13 protein-coding genes and 4 pseudogenes are annotated in these 16,037 nt (G+C 41.8%); 5 read left to right on the forward strand and 12 right to left on the reverse strand.

The genetic code is table 11. The features are described 5' to 3' along the window. Positions 1 to 80 precede the first annotated feature (80 nt). A pseudogene (locus NI468_RS14925) lies at positions 81 to 1,085 on the reverse strand (PTS sugar transporter subunit IIA); the annotation flags it as partial. 116 nt (positions 1,086 to 1,201) lie between these two features. On the opposite strand from NI468_RS14925, the pseudogene NI468_RS14930 reads away from it, so the two are divergent. Continuing rightward, positions 1,202 to 1,300 (forward strand): annotated as a pseudogene (locus NI468_RS14930) (VF530 family DNA-binding protein); the annotation flags it as partial. 353 nt (positions 1,301 to 1,653) lie between these two features. On the opposite strand, the gene lldD reads toward NI468_RS14930, so the two are convergent. The 4 genes from lldD to NI468_RS14950 form a co-directional block, all read right to left on the reverse strand. Further along, positions 1,654 to 2,799 carry an FMN-dependent L-lactate dehydrogenase LldD gene (gene lldD / locus NI468_RS14935; RefSeq protein ID WP_004282143.1) on the reverse strand — a complete coding sequence of 382 codons (1,146 nt, stop codon included), beginning with the start codon at positions 2,797 to 2,799 and terminating at the stop codon, positions 1,654 to 1,656. 3 nt (positions 2,800 to 2,802) lie between these two features. Continuing rightward, positions 2,803 to 3,546: a transcriptional regulator LldR gene (gene lldR / locus NI468_RS14940; protein WP_004282146.1), complete on the reverse strand. Its 744-nt coding sequence runs from the start codon at positions 3,544 to 3,546 to the stop codon at positions 2,803 to 2,805. Between the two features lie 17 nt (positions 3,547 to 3,563). Further along, the gene (gene lldP, locus NI468_RS14945) at positions 3,564 to 5,228 is read right to left on the reverse strand and encodes an L-lactate permease (protein ID WP_004733122.1); all 1,665 of its coding nucleotides are present in this window, start codon (positions 5,226 to 5,228) and stop codon (positions 3,564 to 3,566) included. 224 nt (positions 5,229 to 5,452) lie between these two features. Beyond that, entirely contained in the window at positions 5,453 to 5,605 is a 153-nt protein-coding gene (locus tag NI468_RS14950) for a hypothetical protein (RefSeq protein ID WP_370940781.1), read from the reverse strand. 288 nt (positions 5,606 to 5,893) lie between these two features. On the opposite strand from NI468_RS14950, the gene NI468_RS14960 reads away from it, so the two are divergent. Both NI468_RS14960 and NI468_RS14965 read left to right on the forward strand, forming a co-directional pair. Next, positions 5,894 to 6,127, forward strand: a complete 234-nt coding sequence (locus NI468_RS14960; protein ID WP_225554309.1) for a hypothetical protein — start codon at positions 5,894 to 5,896, stop codon at positions 6,125 to 6,127. A 189-nt stretch (positions 6,128 to 6,316) separates the two neighbouring features. Beyond that, the gene (locus tag NI468_RS14965; protein ID WP_004282152.1) at positions 6,317 to 6,658 is read left to right on the forward strand and encodes a histidine kinase dimerization/phospho-acceptor domain-containing protein; all 342 of its coding nucleotides are present in this window, start codon (positions 6,317 to 6,319) and stop codon (positions 6,656 to 6,658) included. A gap of 421 nt (positions 6,659 to 7,079) precedes the next feature. Here the strand turns inward: NI468_RS14965 and bioD are convergent, their stop codons facing one another. The 7 genes and pseudogenes from bioD to NI468_RS15000 all read right to left on the reverse strand — a co-directional run bounded on the left by bioD (position 7,080) and on the right by NI468_RS15000 (position 13,810). After that, on the reverse strand, positions 7,080 to 7,745 hold the full coding sequence (gene bioD, locus NI468_RS14970; protein ID WP_004733123.1) for a dethiobiotin synthase: 666 nt from the start codon (positions 7,743 to 7,745) through the stop codon (positions 7,080 to 7,082). After that, positions 7,742 to 8,527: a malonyl-ACP O-methyltransferase BioC gene (bioC, locus tag NI468_RS14975; protein WP_004733124.1), complete on the reverse strand. Its 786-nt coding sequence runs from the start codon at positions 8,525 to 8,527 to the stop codon at positions 7,742 to 7,744. Before bioC ends, bioD begins: the two co-directional genes overlap by 4 nt. Continuing rightward, positions 8,494 to 9,663 carry an 8-amino-7-oxononanoate synthase gene (locus NI468_RS14980; protein ID WP_074382703.1) on the reverse strand — a complete coding sequence of 390 codons (1,170 nt, stop codon included), beginning with the start codon at positions 9,661 to 9,663 and terminating at the stop codon, positions 8,494 to 8,496. Before NI468_RS14980 ends, bioC begins: the two co-directional genes overlap by 34 nt. After that, positions 9,660 to 10,940: an adenosylmethionine--8-amino-7-oxononanoate transaminase gene (gene bioA, locus NI468_RS14985; protein ID WP_004733126.1), complete on the reverse strand. Its 1,281-nt coding sequence runs from the start codon at positions 10,938 to 10,940 to the stop codon at positions 9,660 to 9,662. The genes NI468_RS14980 and bioA overlap by 4 nt, the downstream gene beginning before the upstream one ends. 88 nt (positions 10,941 to 11,028) lie before the next feature. After that, positions 11,029 to 11,739 carry an alpha/beta hydrolase family protein gene (locus NI468_RS14990; RefSeq protein ID WP_004282161.1) on the reverse strand — a complete coding sequence of 237 codons (711 nt, stop codon included), beginning with the start codon at positions 11,737 to 11,739 and terminating at the stop codon, positions 11,029 to 11,031. A gap of 65 nt (positions 11,740 to 11,804) precedes the next feature. After that, a complete protein-coding gene (gene bioB, locus NI468_RS14995) occupies positions 11,805 to 12,794 on the reverse strand; it encodes a biotin synthase BioB (RefSeq protein ID WP_004733127.1) in 990 nt (329 codons plus the stop codon). Positions 12,795 to 12,941: 147 nt separating this feature from the next. Next, a pseudogene (locus tag NI468_RS15000) lies at positions 12,942 to 13,810 on the reverse strand (IS982 family transposase). Between the two features lie 232 nt (positions 13,811 to 14,042). Between NI468_RS15000 and NI468_RS15005 the strand changes: the two are divergent. Next, positions 14,043 to 15,503 (forward strand): TolC family protein, encoded by a 1,461-nt coding sequence (locus NI468_RS15005; RefSeq protein WP_004733129.1) that lies wholly within the window; start codon positions 14,043 to 14,045, stop codon positions 15,501 to 15,503. Positions 15,504 to 15,514: 11 nt separating this feature from the next. Beyond that, positions 15,515 to 16,037 (forward strand): annotated as a pseudogene (locus NI468_RS15010) (HlyD family secretion protein); the annotation flags it as partial.

Below are 16,037 nucleotides of genomic sequence, written 5' to 3' on the forward strand. Positions count from 1 at the left end.
ATTTGATAAACTGGCACGCAATTATAAATCTATGATTCGTATAGCCTGTATATTTATTTGGTGCAAAGCCAAATGAGGACACACCCTAATAATTTGGTTAAACTTTTTGCCGAAACGTAAGCCCCCTCATCTACAGCAACGAGAATATCCCCTGCAAATTTCTTGGTCATATTGACCAAGTGTGTCGCGGGACGCGCATGTAGACCATGAGCGTTAGCTAAGACAATACGACGAGATGGCCAATCAGGAATCAGTTCAGCACCAATTAACTGCGCCAATTGGTGACTATCTTGCTCTTGGTTGAGGGTATGAACTTGTTCAGTATCAAACAAAATATCCATTAACCGTTGAAACCGTTGCATATCCAGTTGCTCATTACTGGCAATACACACCAAAGTCTTGAGCATTTCCTGCTGATGGCTTAAAACCTGTTCCGCTTTTACCAAACTTACAGCTGGGCTCAAAACATGCTGGTTAGAAGTGATCGACCAGACCGCCTCCCCTAAATGAATCATGCTGTTTAGATTTAAACCCGACAGAAAACCACACTCCACCATTTTTTGCTGTTTCAGCAACTGTGTTGCCTGCCAAATTAAATCTTCTACATCAAGTGCGGGAACTTGGGTGGCGATTAAATTTTCATGCAATGCCAAAGATGCGGGTTGGGCTTGTAATAATGAAATAATTTGCTCTGCAGATTGAGCCTGTTTCACTTGATCAGCGACATCATTAATTAAAGCTCGCGTCAAAATTTGTAAGACTTGCAAATGCTCATCTGATTTCGCAGCAATCACCACTGCTAAATAAATTTTATTTTCACCGTCCCAAACAACTCCTTCAGGAAAGTGTGCCAGACGAATACCAGTTTTTAAAATACATTGGCGAGACTGAGGCGTCCCATGCGGAATGGCAATTCCTTGCCCTAAATACGTTGCACTTTGTTGTTCGCGCACGGTCAACCCATGAATATAATCAGGTGTAACCAATTGGTCTTCGACCAAGATATCGACTAGACATTGCAACGCTTGTGCCTTATCAGTGGCGTGTTGTTTCATTCGAACATGTTGTATATCTAGCGCGAGCATAAAACGTCCTTGCAAAGCAGCATAGTGAGAAGATGCTTTTTTACTGCAGAAAAAATAAGTCGAATTCTACTCAGGATTTACACAAAAATCTGTATTTTTTGATTTTATCTTCATGATCATCATTACGATTCTTGCGTACCACACCATGGGCACGTGAAAAAGTAGAAAGCTTATATTTGTACGTCTTACGCCAAAAGGCCAAACAGAAACCGTAACCTCAGGCAACACCCCTCTCATCATAAAATTATACCAGTCAGTAAAATACCCTTAGATTAAGCATATGTATGTTGGTTATTATTGTTGATTATCACAATAAATTAGTGACCAAAAATCAAAGTATCCGACCCCACCTTAAATTACGTCACACAAAATAAAAACTCTATATAACTGTTATATATAGAGTTTATTAACGTACCAATTATGTTATTTAGTGTATTTTATGTCGGTGACTCTTGCCAAGGTTGGTTTTTTTCAAAAGGAAGCTTTGTTTACCCAAATTATTCAGATAAAAATCTCTTTTTTCAAAGGAAAGTTGGCAAAGCCTTAGTAATGTGAGTAATTAAATCGCTTACTCTTTCTCTAGCTTGACCAGGCAATCCGATGTAATATCTGCAATGGTTCTTGCACCAGTCAATGTCATTGCCACACGCATTTCTTTCTCAATCAAATCTAGTAAATTACTTACCCCAGAACCGCCGGCAGCACCAAGTGCGTATACAAATGCACGACCAAGCATGCAAATATCTGCACCCATAGCCAACATACGTACCACATCAAGACCGTTACGAATCCCTGAATCTGCTAAAATTTTGATGTCACCTTTGACCGCACTTGCAATTGAAGGAAGCGCACGAGCAGAAGACAAAACACCATCAAGCTGACGACCACCGTGATTGGAGACCACAATTCCATCTGCTCCGAAACGTACCGCATCCTTGGCATCCTCAGGATCTAAAATCCCCTTAATAACCATGGGACCCTCCCAATAATCACGAATCCACTCAAGATCTTTCCAAGAAATTGAAGGGTCAAAGTTATTTCCCAGCCAACCGATATAATCTTCCAGACCTGTCGGCTTACCTAAATATTTCGAAATGTTACCCAAATCATGCGGACGACCCAATAAACCGACATTCCAAGCCCAGTGTGGGTGCATACACGATTGCATATAACGACGTATTGCAGCATTTTTACCACTCATTCCTGAATGTGCATCACGATAACGCGCACCTGGAACAGGCATATCGACTGTGAATACTAAGGTAGAACAGCCTGCGGCTTTAGCACGTTCCAAGGCATTTTTCATAAAACCACGGTCACGTAGTACATACAGTTGAAACCACATCGGACGTTGAATCGCAGGTGCCACTTCTTCAATTGGACAAACTGAAACTGTTGATAAGGTAAATGGAATGCCCTTTTTATCTGCGGCAACCGCGGCTTGAACTTCACCACGACGCGCATACATACCCGTTAGACCTACAGGTGACAATGCCACTGGCAACGCCAAATTTTCACCAAACAATTGCGTTTCTAAGCTCAGCTCAGACATGTCATTTAACACACGTTGACGTAAAGCGATTTTTGATAAATCGTCTACATTACGCTTTAAAGTATATTCCGCATAGGCACCACCATCGATGTATTCAAATAAAAATGGCGGTAAACGACGTTTCGCAGCTTCACGATAGTCATTTGCAGAAGAAATAATCATAACTTATGTCCTATTTAATCGACTCGAACGTTGACGACGAGCTTCTTCTTCATCGATCATACGTACGCGTTGAACAACAAATTCAATATGCCCACAAGCTGCCTTACGTGCAGTCTCTGAGTCTTGACGTTCAATTGCGTCCATCACCTCAAAATGCTGGTCATGCAATTGTTCAAAATGTTGTGGTGTGGTGTAAACTTTACGTCGCCCTAACATCACGTTGTCTTGCAATAAATCAAACAAACTACGCATCATTTGGATCAGCACTAGATTGTGGGATGCTTCTGCAATCGCCAGATGAAAATTCGCATCCGCTATTGCTGCGTGGGCATCATCACCTAAAGCCTGAAAATGGCTAATCTGCTCAAAACATTGACGAATATTGATCAAATCACTGGGTGTGGCACGTTGTGCGGCATACCATGCTGTACCACCTTCAAGCACCATACGAGCTTCTTGTACATCAAAACGATATTCAGGATCCTGATCCATCAAACCGGATAATGGCTCAACGATTTGATACTGTGACCAATGTGCAGGCAACTGCTTTAAATAGGTGCCTGCACCCGCTTTGCTCTGAATAATCCCTGCGGTAATCAGTTGTTGAATCGCCTCACGTAAAGAGCTACGAGACACACCTAACTGTTCACAGAGTTGGCGTTCAGCAGGCAATCGCTCTCCGACTTGCACATTATTTTTTTCAATCAACAGACGTAAACGCTGTACCACTTTGTCGGAGACTTTCATTTTTTTCCTTGACCCGTTTACGGAATCATCCACGGGAAAACATAAGCTTGTAAGGTCACAATAATACCAATCATCACCGTAAAGATAATGCTGTGTTTTACTGTAAATCTAAATAAATCAGATTCTTTACCAACTAAACCCACTGCTGCACAAGCAATCGCGATTGATTGAGGGGAAATCATCTTACCTGTTACTCCACCACTGGTATTGGCAGCAACTAACAAGACTTCAGGCACACCGATTTGCTGTGCTGTAGTTGCTTGTAACGCTGAAAACAATGCGTTAGCTGAAGTATCTGAACCTGTAAGAAACACTCCAACCCAACCCAAGAATGGTGAGAAGAAGGTGAAAGCCTGACCCGTATGTGCCAGTGCTAAAGCAAGCGTTGCTGACAGACCTGAATAGTTTGCAATGAACGCAAAAGCCAGTACCATACCAATCGAATAAATTGGGGTTTTTAGTTCATTCACGGTTTCAAAGAATGTCGAAACTGCCTCTTTAGGTTTCATGTTTAAATAAATAATCGTGATCAATGCCGCCAATATAATCGCCGTACCCGTTGCTGATAACCAATCAAACTTATAAATCGCATCATAATCTTTAATTTCAGGCACGACAGGTGGTAGCTTTTGAATCAATTGATGCAAATACGGCACTTTAATTGAAACTACTAAATCACTTAATGGGCCGTCCTTAACAAATAAATCTTTAAAAGGTTTGATGCTCCAGATCGTCACCATTGCTGTAAGTATCAGAAATGGAGACCAGGCTTTGGCTATCTGTGCCACACTATATTGTTTACGAGCTTGCTTGATAATAGTTTCATCTACCTGTATATTTTTATCCTCAAAACGAAAAATATGTTTTGGTTTCCAATACTTAAGTAAGATAGTTAAACTGATTAATGATGCAATTGCAGCAGTGATATCGGGTAACTCAGGCCCAACAAAATTTGATGTTAGATATTGCGCTAAAGAAAAAGATAAGCTGGCAACTAAAATAGCAGGCCAAGTTTCTTTAACCCCACGCCAACCATCCATGATTGCCATGATCCAGATCAATACAATTGGCACCATAAAGGGTAACTGACGACCAACCATTTGACTGATTTCCATGGTGTCAACACCTGAAACCTGCCCAGCGACAATGATCGGAATTCCCATTGCACCAAAAGCAACAGGTGCAGTATTAACTATCAGGCATAGCCCAGCCGCATATAAAGGCTTAAAGCCGAGTCCCACCAACAGTGCCGCAGTAATTGCGACGGGCGCACCAAAACCTGCCGCACCTTCTAAAAACGTACCAAAAGCAAACCCAACTAATAGCATTTGCAGACGTTGATCTTCTGTAATTGACAGAATAGACGAACGAATAACATCAAACTGTCCAGTTTTTACTGAAATCTTATATATAAAAACTGCACCGATAATAATCCATGCAATTGGCCACAGGCCGTAGAAGAATCCATAGACCATTGATGCTAATGCCATTCCAATTGGCATTTTGTATAAAAATAATGAGACCAGAAAGGCTAAAAAAACGGTAATTGTAGCGGCTACACTACCCTTCATGCGAAAAATAGCTAACGCTAAAAAAAAGAAAATAATTGGAACTAGCGCAATAGCACTCGAAATCCAGATATTGCCTATAGGATCATAAATTTGTTGCCACTGTTGAAGCATTGTCTACTCCTTGAAATGCTTAACTACTAGATTGAACAGTTTATTGTACTTAAACACCAAATTGGTATGACCAATTTGGTGTTTAAGAGATAAAATGTGCATTTTGTATTAGCAATATTAGTAATATTAACCCAAAAACACAATATAAAAGATTTAATTTATTTTTTGGTATGACCAATTTTTATAATCTCTTAAAATTTTATACATTAGATTTCTTTCATAATTCACTTTTTACTCAGCTCAAAATTATAGATTCCCACAATTAAATTAAATCTTAATCCTAGTCTTTTGCCAGGGTTGCGATATCGCTCGGCAAGGATTTTGAAGGTTTTCAAAGTTCCAAATACCTGTTCAATTCCAATTCTTCTTTTATTGATTTCTTGGTTATAAAGTTTTAGCTCGAGATCTGGTTTTTAGTGCTTTTTTGCTTTTAATGGCCATAAACTATTTGGATACAATGTATAAATCCCTTGATAGCCTTTATTTGCAAGAGGCTTTGTTGCACAAACCTACCACTGAAAGCTTCTTGGGGAATATAATTTCTAAATGAAGAGGTCTGCACCCAAGATCTATCGTACAACCAGTTGATCTACCTACAATAAAGCCTTGCTCAGTCAAGGAAATATATCAATTTGGTTTGATTCAGCCATCCAATGGTCGCTCGATTGACTCAACAACTGCCGATGCAAAACTTGGATGAAAATGTACTAGCCCAACAACTTCATTCCACCAATCAAGAGCAGTTGATTGCCTATAAAGTGTCTTTATTTGGCTCTGACGTCAGTGTCGTTCAGCATGTGGTAGCAAAAACCCGAGGTGCACCGAAAGATTTAAGCCACCAAGTAGTTGGCTTTAGTACAAAGCAACAAGGTGAGGCTCAGTTATGTGTTACGTCGTGAGGATATTCAAGTGGTGGTAGCAGAGCGGATGTTCCTACGTGGATAATTGCTCAAAAAGATTTTATAATCGGTATTAATACCAATAATTTTGTCTTTATTGCTATGTATAGACTTAATCGTTTTGATTATTCGTCGAGAGCTTAAAGCCTTAGATGAAGTTTCAACCTTTTAAGTCAGCCAAATTTATCAGTGAATGATGCTACTCACTATTTAAAAACCTTAGATGCCAAAGTAATGCCTTCCAAGGTACAGTCCTTTGCCCAAAACTCTAAGCACTTAATACATAAACTGCATCAAAATCCGGAAAATGAAAAAGTATTTAGTTCATACGCCGCCCATGAATTGCGTAGTCCTTTAACCGCGATCAAAACTCATATTCAGCTTGCACAACTGATGGCAGAACAACAGGCAAGCTCGCCCAAATTGCAACAGAGCTTGCAGCAGGTACACCTTGGTATCCGCCGATGTACCCAGCTACTGGAACAGCTTCTAGCACTTTCCTCTACCGATCAAGTACTGAGTGATATCTAGTGCAGTATTGAAATTGCACGGCTCCTGACTCAGGTGATTGCCGATTTACAGTCGCTTTATCCGGAAATTGAACTCAGTTTAACAATTGACTGACCGAGCCTGACCCGAGTTGCCCTACCCGATTTTGAACTAGATACCGTCTTTAAAAACCTACTTAACAATGCTCTATTGCATGCACAGGCAAACACCATTTCAATTGCTATGCTGCATGTGTGCTGATCATTCATAATGATAATCAAAGGTTGAAGATATGCATAATTGGGACAGCGTTTCTGGCATAAATCTCCCTAGCAAAATGGGCATGGGCTAGACTTATATTTGATGAAAATGGTGTTAAACAAATATGGCTATCAGATTCAATTTACAGTGGCGCAACCTCAATATTTAAGCATTCACATCAGCCTCGCTGCAAGCGGATCACTTACTTATGAGAAGACAGGGCTAAATTTAAAGCTGGAATATCAACCCATGTCGTATCAGCAAAATCACGCTGCAAATACTGTTTTAAATAAGCAATGGTATCTTCAGCGATCAAGGGATCTTTGGAGTTATCTGCATGATTAAAAGCAATGGCATATAATTGAACCCCGCGGAGTTTTAACAACTCAAGACTCAGTAAGGTATGATTAATACTGCCTAAACGCCCTGAAGTGACGAGAATCACCGGATAATTATGTGTCTGAATATAATCAATAGTCAGGAACTCTTCGGTTAAGGGCACCATCAGACCACCGGCACCTTCCAGCAAAATACAGTCGTAGGCCGCAGCCAGCTGTTCGGTAGCCTGATGAATCTGTTCAAAGTTAATGGCTCGCCCATCCAGTCGCGCAGCAAGATGCGGTGAAGCCGGATACGTAAAAATTTCCGGCATGGTCAGTTTTTGCTGGTCTTCCTGTAACAATCCACAACCCATAATTGCACGATGCTGTTCGATATCTTCTGATATATCGACATTTCCGGTCTGGATCAGCTTTTGGGTTATGGTACGAATGCCCTGCTCATTCCAATTTTTGGCCAGAAAACCAGTAGTAAAGGTTTTACCAATTGCGGTATCAATGCCGCTGACAAAATAAATCTGTGCGCTCATGCTGTCTTCCGTGCAATGACATAAACCGGATGATAGGTCAGTGCATACTGTTTGCTTTCAGGGTCTTGGAATTGTTGATAGCCGGTATAAAAATCCTGTAAGGACGATTTTGTCCACCGAAACCCCTGTGCCGTCGCCTGTACACCAGTGGCTTTGATATGCTGTAACACCTGTTTCGGATGCTCAAAATGCAAGGTCATCTGTTCTTCTGTCTGCAGCAGAATGTCAAAGCCTAAGGATTCAAGCAGTTCACAGACCTCCGCTAAAGACAGATAATCCAGGCCTTGTCCGGTCAGTGCCTTAATTTCCTTTAAATTATTGTCCGTATAACTGGCAAAACACAGATGCCCAGAGGGATTTAAGGCCTGCGCAATGTTGAGCAACAATGCTTTTAAATCCGAGATCCATTGCAATGCAGAACACGACAGCACCATGTCCAGAGACTGCGGCAGTGGCAAGGTTTCAATATTACCAATCCCCCACAAAAGCCGATCATCTTCCGGGAAATGCTGCTTCACTTCGGCATATAGATCATTTAAAAATAAATGATCAAAGCTGTAATACTGCATAAAAAGCCGGGTAAAAAACCCTGAACCGCAGCCAATTTCCAATACCCGTTGCAAATGTGGTTGTGCTACATGCTGCTGCATGAACTGCATCAACTCTGCCGCTACGGCACTTTGTACCAGCGCATGCTGCTCATAACTGAGATTTGCCTGAGCAAAACGCTGGGCAATCTGTTTGCTGTTCATCGCGGCAAATTCCTCAGCACCTGCAGACATGCGTCCAGCTCATCCGCAGAAATGTTCTGATTCAGGCAGATTCTGAGTCTGGAGGTGTTGGCAGGAACCGTTGGCGGACGTACTGGTAGCACATAAAATCCCTGCTGTTGCATAATTTCAGCCGCCTGAATGGTGCGTTTTGCCTCACCAATCAGTACCGGCACAATTTGCGAGGTTGACGGACAGTGATATCCCAAGTCTTGAATGCCCTGCTGACAGCGTACAGCCAATGCTGCCAAATGTACTCGTCCCGCCTGAAGCTGCTGTACCTTCTGAAAAATAAATCTAGTCCAGGCCATACATAGTGGCGGCTGGGCGGTACTAAAAATTAAAGGTCGCATGCTATTAATCAGATAGTCACGAATCACTGGCGCACAGACCAGATAACCACCAACTGAAGCCAAAGCCTTGCCAAAGGTACCGACCAGGAAATCAATCTGGTCCAATACTTGATACTGTTCTGCGCAGCCCAATCCACGTTCACCGCGCACACCAATTGCATGTGCCTCATCGACATAGAGCATGACTTTTGCAAACTGCTGTTTTAATGCCACCAAAGCAGCTAAATCTGTTTCATCCCCATCCATACTGAAAATTGATTCAGTTACCACAATGATGCGCTGGATAGATTCATCTGACTGATATTTTTCTAAAAACTGAGTCAAATGCTGCAGGTCATTATGGCGGTAACGCACATAGCCAGCTTTGGATAAACGAATCCCGTCGATAATACTGGCATGTACTAGTTTGTCAGCAATGATCATGGTTTTAGCATTACTGAGCGCAGGAAGAATCCCGATATTCATGTGATAACCACTATTAAACAGCAGTACTGAACTTCCAAAAGCCTGTGACATCTGTGCTTCAAGTTGTTCAAAATTGGGAAAGTTTCCCGTCAGTAAACGTGAAGAGCTTGAACTCATATGTCGCTCAGACATCGGCGTGAGGTCAAAAAATTCCTCACGTAGCGTTAAGTTGGATGCCAGACCTAAATAGTCGTTGGATGCCAAATTCAGCATCTCTTGACCATTGAGTTGCAATCGTGGCTGGCTAGAAATATTGGACTTAAACTGGCGATATTGCCCTTGCTGTTTCAAGTCATCTAGCTGCTGCTGGAAATGCTCAAGATGGTTCATGCTACTGTCTCTATCTGCTGAATCATCTCCCGCATATGCTTTAATAAAGTTTCAAGTTGCTGTGTTGAAATTACATATGGCGGCATGACATAGACCAGACGGCCAAAAGGACGAATCCAGACGCCACGGCATACACATTCAGCCTGAAAACGAGCCAAATCAACAGTTCGATGTAGCTCAACCACGCCAATTGCGCCGAGGACACGCACATCTTTGACTTGTGCCAAGGATTTTAAATCCAGTAAATATTGTTCTAGTGTACTTTCAATCTGTTGAATACGCGTCTGCCAGTCTTGAGCCAGTAACAGCTGGGTACTTTTCAATGCGACCGCGCAGGCCAACGGATTAGCCATAAAAGTTGGGCCATGCATAAACACACCCGCTTCACCACTTGAAATCGTCTCTGCTACATGGCGAGTGGTTAAGGTCGCTGACAGGGTCATATAACCACCAGTCAATGCCTTACCGATACACATAATGTCTGGTGTGACCTGAGCGTGTTCATAAGCAAATAGTTTTCCAGTGCGGCCAAAACCGGTGGCAATTTCATCTAAAATCAGCAGTACATCGTACTTTTCACACAACAACTTAGCTTGCTTTAAATATTCTGGATGATAGAAACGCATCCCCCCTGCACCTTGCACAATCGGCTCGATGATCATGGCAGCAATCTGCTGATGCTGCAGTGCCAGTATGCGCTCAAGTGGCTGTATATCTTCGGGTTGCCATGCCCCATCAAAACGGCTTTGAGGTGCCGGAACAAATAAACGGTTCGGCAAACTCGAACCAAAAATTTGATGCATACCAGTTACAGGATCACAAACCGACATGGCATTCCAGGTGTCGCCATGATAGCCAGAGCGTGTGGTAACAAAGTTAGTTTTTTGTGGTTGCTGACGTGCATTCCAATATTGCACAGCCATTTTCAACGCCACCTCAACCGCGACCGAGCCGGAATCGGCAAAGAAAATTTTATCCAGTTCAGGCGCCGTGATCTCGAGTAGCAGTTTAGACACATCAATCGCAGGCTGATGAGTCAAACCACCAAACATGATATGTGACATCGACTCTAATTGTTTTGTTACGGCCTGATTGAGTTCAGAATGATTATAACCGTGAATTGTGCACCACCAGGACGACATGCCATCAATCAGCTCGGTACCATCTTCAAGTTCAATGACTGCACCATGTGCAGCTTTAACTTTGTAACATGGCAAGGGTTGTGTCATGGAGGTATAAGGATGCCAAATATGCTGTTGATCAAAAGCGTCCTGCACAGAATTTACCCCAATTATTAAAACTAAAACTGATCTTAGCGCGTTAAATCTGAAAATGAAACGTCAAGAGCTACCAATCTCTTTTTGCTTAAGCCAGATCGGCTAAAAATTTTAAAATTGGCTCAACAAGTAACTTGGTATCAAAAAGGATGGCATCGTGCGTGCCCTGTATTTTTACCAAATTCAGATTTTGGGTTGTTAAAAACACAGATTCTTGACTAACTTTGTAAGGAACCAACATATCATTCTCGGAAAATATAAATAGCATCTTGACTGAATGATTTTTTAAGATATCCACTAGATTTAATTGCTGCAATAGATAAAGATGCTTAACCTGATAGTTTAAATCAATACTATTTAACTGTTGGTGCAATAATTTTGCACGTTCACGCGCTGCTGCGCCAGCTAAAGTGACCAAGGTACAGAAGCGCTGCATCCCGCGTTTTGGATCAGCCAGTATGGAGGATTTAAATTGTGTATATTGTTCAACTGGCATTGCCTGTGGCCATGCTTCGTTGGCCACGAAACAGGGATTTGACATACAGCAAATCACTGGCTTGGCAATTTTCAGTTGTTGCTGGATTTCATTAGCCAGCAAAAGTGCCAACTGTCCACCCAAAGACCATCCCATCAAGACATCAATAGAACTCGCCTGCCTGACTTTTTCGGCCAAAATACTTTCCACGTTAGGATCAAAAATATCCCATACTTCAACTTGATGCTGCTGCCGTAACTGTTCTACAAACGGGGTTAAGACCGCTGTTCCTAGCCCCCAACCCGTAATCATCAGTATCTTCATTTTGTCTGCTCCAATAAAAAGGGACCAATTCAAGTTGAAATGATCCCTGTTTGTTACACGATTAATTAAGCAGGTTGCATCGCATCTACAGCCAATTCTTTAGCTGTTTTCTTGGCAGCTTCAGCTTTTAAGCCTAATTTAGCAAACAAGACTTTGTCTTTACCTTCACCACTGTTCGGGGCAGTAAGCAATTTATCACCTGAAAATAATGAGTTAGCTCCAGCCATAAATGCCAGTGCCTGATCAGAGTCAGAGAGAGATTCACGACCTGCCGACAAGCGGATATAACTCTTCGGCATAATAATCCGTGCTACCGCAATAGTACGAATCCAGTCAATCACATCCAGTTTTTCAACATCGGCCAGTGGTGTGCCTTCAATAGGAACCAGCATATTTATGGGCACCGAACCCGGGTGAATCGGCATAGTCGCTAGTTCAAATAACAAACCGACTCGGTCTTGTACGCCTTCGCCCAAGCCGACAATACCGCCACTACAGACATTAATTCCGGCATTACGCACATGATCAAGCGTATTTAAGCGGTCATCAAAGCTACGTGTACTGATGACATTGGCATAATATTCACGTGAGGTATCAAGGTTGTGGTTGTAATAATCTAGCCCTGCATCTTTCAGACGTTCCGCCTGTGAGGCATTCAGCATCCCTAGGGTCATACAGGTTTCCATGCCCAGTTTCTTGACTTCCTGCACCAATTCCAGCACATACGGCATATCGCGTTCATGCGGGTTACGCCATGCTGCGCCCATGCAAAAACGGGTCGAACCGGAAGCTTTGGCCTGTTTGGCTTCAGCAATCGCCTTTTGTACTTCTACGCGTTTTTCAATTTCCAGATCAGTATCATAATGTGCAGATTGCGAACAGTATTTACAATCTTCCGGACAACGGCCCGTTTTAATTGAAAGCAGAGTACTGACCTGAACAGTATTCGGTTCAAAGTTTTGGCGATGAATTTGCTGTGCCTGAAACAGTAAATCCATTAAAGGCAAGTCATAAATTTCTTGTATTTCGGCACGTGACCAATCATTACGGATCATCTTGTCTGCATCATCTAAAATTCCATTGAGTAAATCATACGCTGTTTTTTTTATTTTTCTTTAGCGTTTTCTTTCATATTCATTGCCTGCTTAAAATAGCTTTAGTGTATCAAGCTATTTTGAAAGCTTATTTAACTCGAATCCTGCTTAAGCCGATGATTCCTTAATTTGAATTGTTGGCTTATTTTGATGAGTGAGTTGATATGCATATAGTGAGGTGTAAATTCCACTCAGAAACCCATGAAGACTACGTGCTTTACTCGTCACTAAATTGTATTGCCCCTTCAATAAACTGAATAATGTTTCTATCTTATTGCGTTGTCTTAGGTGATATTCATCTGATGCACAAAGTTGAATAGCCTGCATATTCTTTCGATGATAAATAATTAAATCAATACCTTGATGTTTCAATCTAATTTTTAATTCTTGGCTGATGTAACCTCGATCCCCGTAAAGTTTTGCTTCTACACCAGCAACCAATTGCTCAACCATTTTTATGTCAGCAACATGTCCATTCGATAAAGCAGAACAGGCAATTTCACCAAATTGATTCATCGCAATATGTAATTTATAGCCATAAAACCAGCCCATTGAGCTTCTACCACGTGATGCAATTTGGACTAATGATTTATGATGCTGAATACGTTGAGTTTTACAAACTGGCAGAGTTGTTGAATCAATCCATAAATATTGTGTACCTTGGCCTTTCATCAGTGCCACATGTAAAGCGTGTAAAGCTAATTCATGCATATTGATCAGATGAATCATCCTTTGATAGCAAGGCAAGTACTTAAATAAATGGCTTTTATCTTCTTTTAGCCAGGTGAAAAAGGCTTTGAAATTATTGAAATGAGAGCATTTGTACCAAATGGCAATAAAGCAAATTTCTGAAATTGTAAGTTGAGCAGTTCTGATTCTTAAGGAACCACGGTTTTGTTTGAGAAACTCCCAATAAGTTGATTCAAATTTAAGAAAAAATCATTAATTACGCTGAATAATTCGGTACTATTGAACATCAGGACTAGAGTTGTGAGTTTGGTGTGGTAACTCAACTGATGGCTCTAGTCCTCTTATTTTTCAAGTCAATTTCTTATCCGCGATTCGGGTTAATTAAGGATGCATAAGCTTCCTTTTTTATAGACAAATGTACAAGAAACAATACTATAACTTTACACTAGTTCTATCTGCATACCTTTGATTTATACTAGCCGGATAACATTACCGGCTTTAAATCAGTTTAGCGACTTTATGAACTTAAAGAAAAATAAAAGACAGCTTGTCTGGGGGTTAAATCTGCTTGCATCGATGATGTATGGCAGCTTTGCTCATGCGCAGAGCATCAGCTTTCAGGACGCTGAACGTCAGTTATTGCAAAACTCTTATAGCAGCCAAGCCTATCAAAGTCTGGAGCAGGCTTCAAAACTTGAAGCTGAAGCAGTAAAAGGCGTAGGTCTGCCGCGTGTCGATCTGAATGTTCGTGCGTATGCCTTTCATAATGAACTCGATCTGCCTTTAGGTGCATTAAAAAATAATTTAGAGCAATCCTTAACGGATGGTGTCAATAATAGAATTGATGAACTGAACTTAGGTGATCTGGCTGACCCGCTAAAAAATAGTTTAAGACAACCTATTCAAAATGGAGTTGGCTTAATTCCTGATAGTTCGCATGTCGTGCTGGATGATCAGGTGATTCGCCCGACGGTTTCAGTCATGATGCCGCTTTATACCGGTGGACTGACAAGCAACGCCAAAGAAATCGCCAATATTCAGGTCGGTCGTAGTCAGCTCAGCAACAAACAGCAGCAAGATACGCAGCGTTTTGAACTGATTCAAAGTTATTTCAATGTCCAGCTCCAAAAGCAACTGCATGCAGCAGCACTGTTTAACTTGAATGCCATGCAGCAGCATTATCGCAACGCCTTAAAGATGGAACAGCAAGGTTTTATCAGTAAAGGCCAGCGCATGCAATTTGAAGTGGCACGTAATAATGCCGAACGCAGCCAGCAAAACACACAAGCCAATTTGAATGCTGCGCTGTTCCAGCTGAATAATCTGCTTCAGGAAAGTAGCATCACCGAACTTTCGACGCCTTTATTTGTCAATAAAACCGAGCCACAGGCCTTAAATCATCTGCTAAAAACTTTTAGTCAGAACTCTGCGTTGATTCAAAAAATGCAGCTGGATACCCAATTGGCCCAAGCCAATGTCAAAGCCCAGCAAGCGGCAAAAAAACCGAATGTTTTTGCTTTTGGTGAATATAGTCTGGATCAAAATGAAAACTGGATTGTCGGAGTTGCCGCACGTTATAACCTGTTTTCCGGAATTGATAAAAACAAAAATATTCAGGCTGCCGAACTCAAACGCTCTGCTACAGAATTACTCACTGCACGCACCCAGCAAGAAATTGAAAATCTGATTTATAAATCTTATAGCGAAGCACTCAGCGCACAGCAAAGTGATGCGCTTCTGGCACAAAACTTGAAAGCCGCACAGGAAAATTTACGCATCCAAGAATTGTCTTTTAAAGAAGATATGGGCACCGCCACACAGGTCATCGATGCACAAAATATGCTGAGCGGACTACGAGCTGAAACTGCCTTGAATGCCTACAAATATGTGATGTCACTGGCCACCCTATTACAAAGCCATGGCTCGATTGCAGAATTTCCGAACTACATCCAACATACCAACACCCACTCTATTCGCTAATGGAGCCGAACATGAACGAAGATCAAAAATCCAATGATCCTGTGAATGAAGCGGCTTCATCCAGCGATACAGAAAAATCGCCTGCACAACAGGTAGAAACAAAAACTGAAATAGAAAATAACGCGACGACTTCCACCGAGCATGAACAAGCTCCTGAAATCTCCAAAAAGAAAAAATATTTATTGCTCGCCCTGATTCCAGTTCTGCTGGCAGTCATCGCTTTTGGATTATGGAAAAGCTACCAACCGGCTCCGCTGGAATTGCAGGGTCGTGTAGAAGCTGAAACAATTCAGGTGGCGACCAAAGTGCCAAGCCGTATTGAAGAAATTTATGTAGAAGAAGGTCAGCGGGTCAAAAAAGGCGATGTACTGGTGCGCTTAAACAGCCCGGAAATTCAGGCCAAAAAACAGCAAGCCGCAGCGGCTTTACAATCTGCGCTGGCCTTACAATCGACTGCTGAACGTGGCTCGCAGGAAGAAAATATCGCCAGTCTGTATGCCAACTGGCAATCGCTGAAAGCACAGCAAAATTTAG

The sequence above is a fragment of the Acinetobacter lwoffii genome, from assembly GCF_024129355.1.
GTDB lineage: Bacteria > Pseudomonadota > Gammaproteobacteria > Pseudomonadales > Moraxellaceae > Acinetobacter > Acinetobacter lwoffii_I.

Coding starts and splice junctions, on each gene's coding strand:
- NI468_RS14990 (WP_004282161.1), bottom strand. CDS start 11,739: ATGAAGATACTGATGATTACGGGTTGGGGGCTAGGAACAGCGGTCTTA.
- NI468_RS14980 (WP_074382703.1), bottom strand. CDS start 9,663: ATGAACCATCTTGAGCATTTCCAGCAGCAGCTAGATGACTTGAAACAG.
- lldR (WP_004282146.1), bottom strand. CDS start 3,546: ATGAAAGTCTCCGACAAAGTGGTACAGCGTTTACGTCTGTTGATTGAA.
- lldD (WP_004282143.1), bottom strand. CDS start 2,799: ATGATTATTTCTTCTGCAAATGACTATCGTGAAGCTGCGAAACGTCGT.
- lldP (WP_004733122.1), bottom strand. CDS start 5,228: ATGCTTCAACAGTGGCAACAAATTTATGATCCTATAGGCAATATCTGG.
- bioD (WP_004733123.1), bottom strand. CDS start 7,745: ATGAGCGCACAGATTTATTTTGTCAGCGGCATTGATACCGCAATTGGT.
- bioB (WP_004733127.1), bottom strand. CDS start 12,794: ATGATCCGTAATGATTGGTCACGTGCCGAAATACAAGAAATTTATGAC.
- NI468_RS15005 (WP_004733129.1), top strand. CDS start 14,043: ATGAACTTAAAGAAAAATAAAAGACAGCTTGTCTGGGGGTTAAATCTG.
- bioC (WP_004733124.1), bottom strand. CDS start 8,527: ATGTCTGCAGGTGCTGAGGAATTTGCCGCGATGAACAGCAAACAGATT.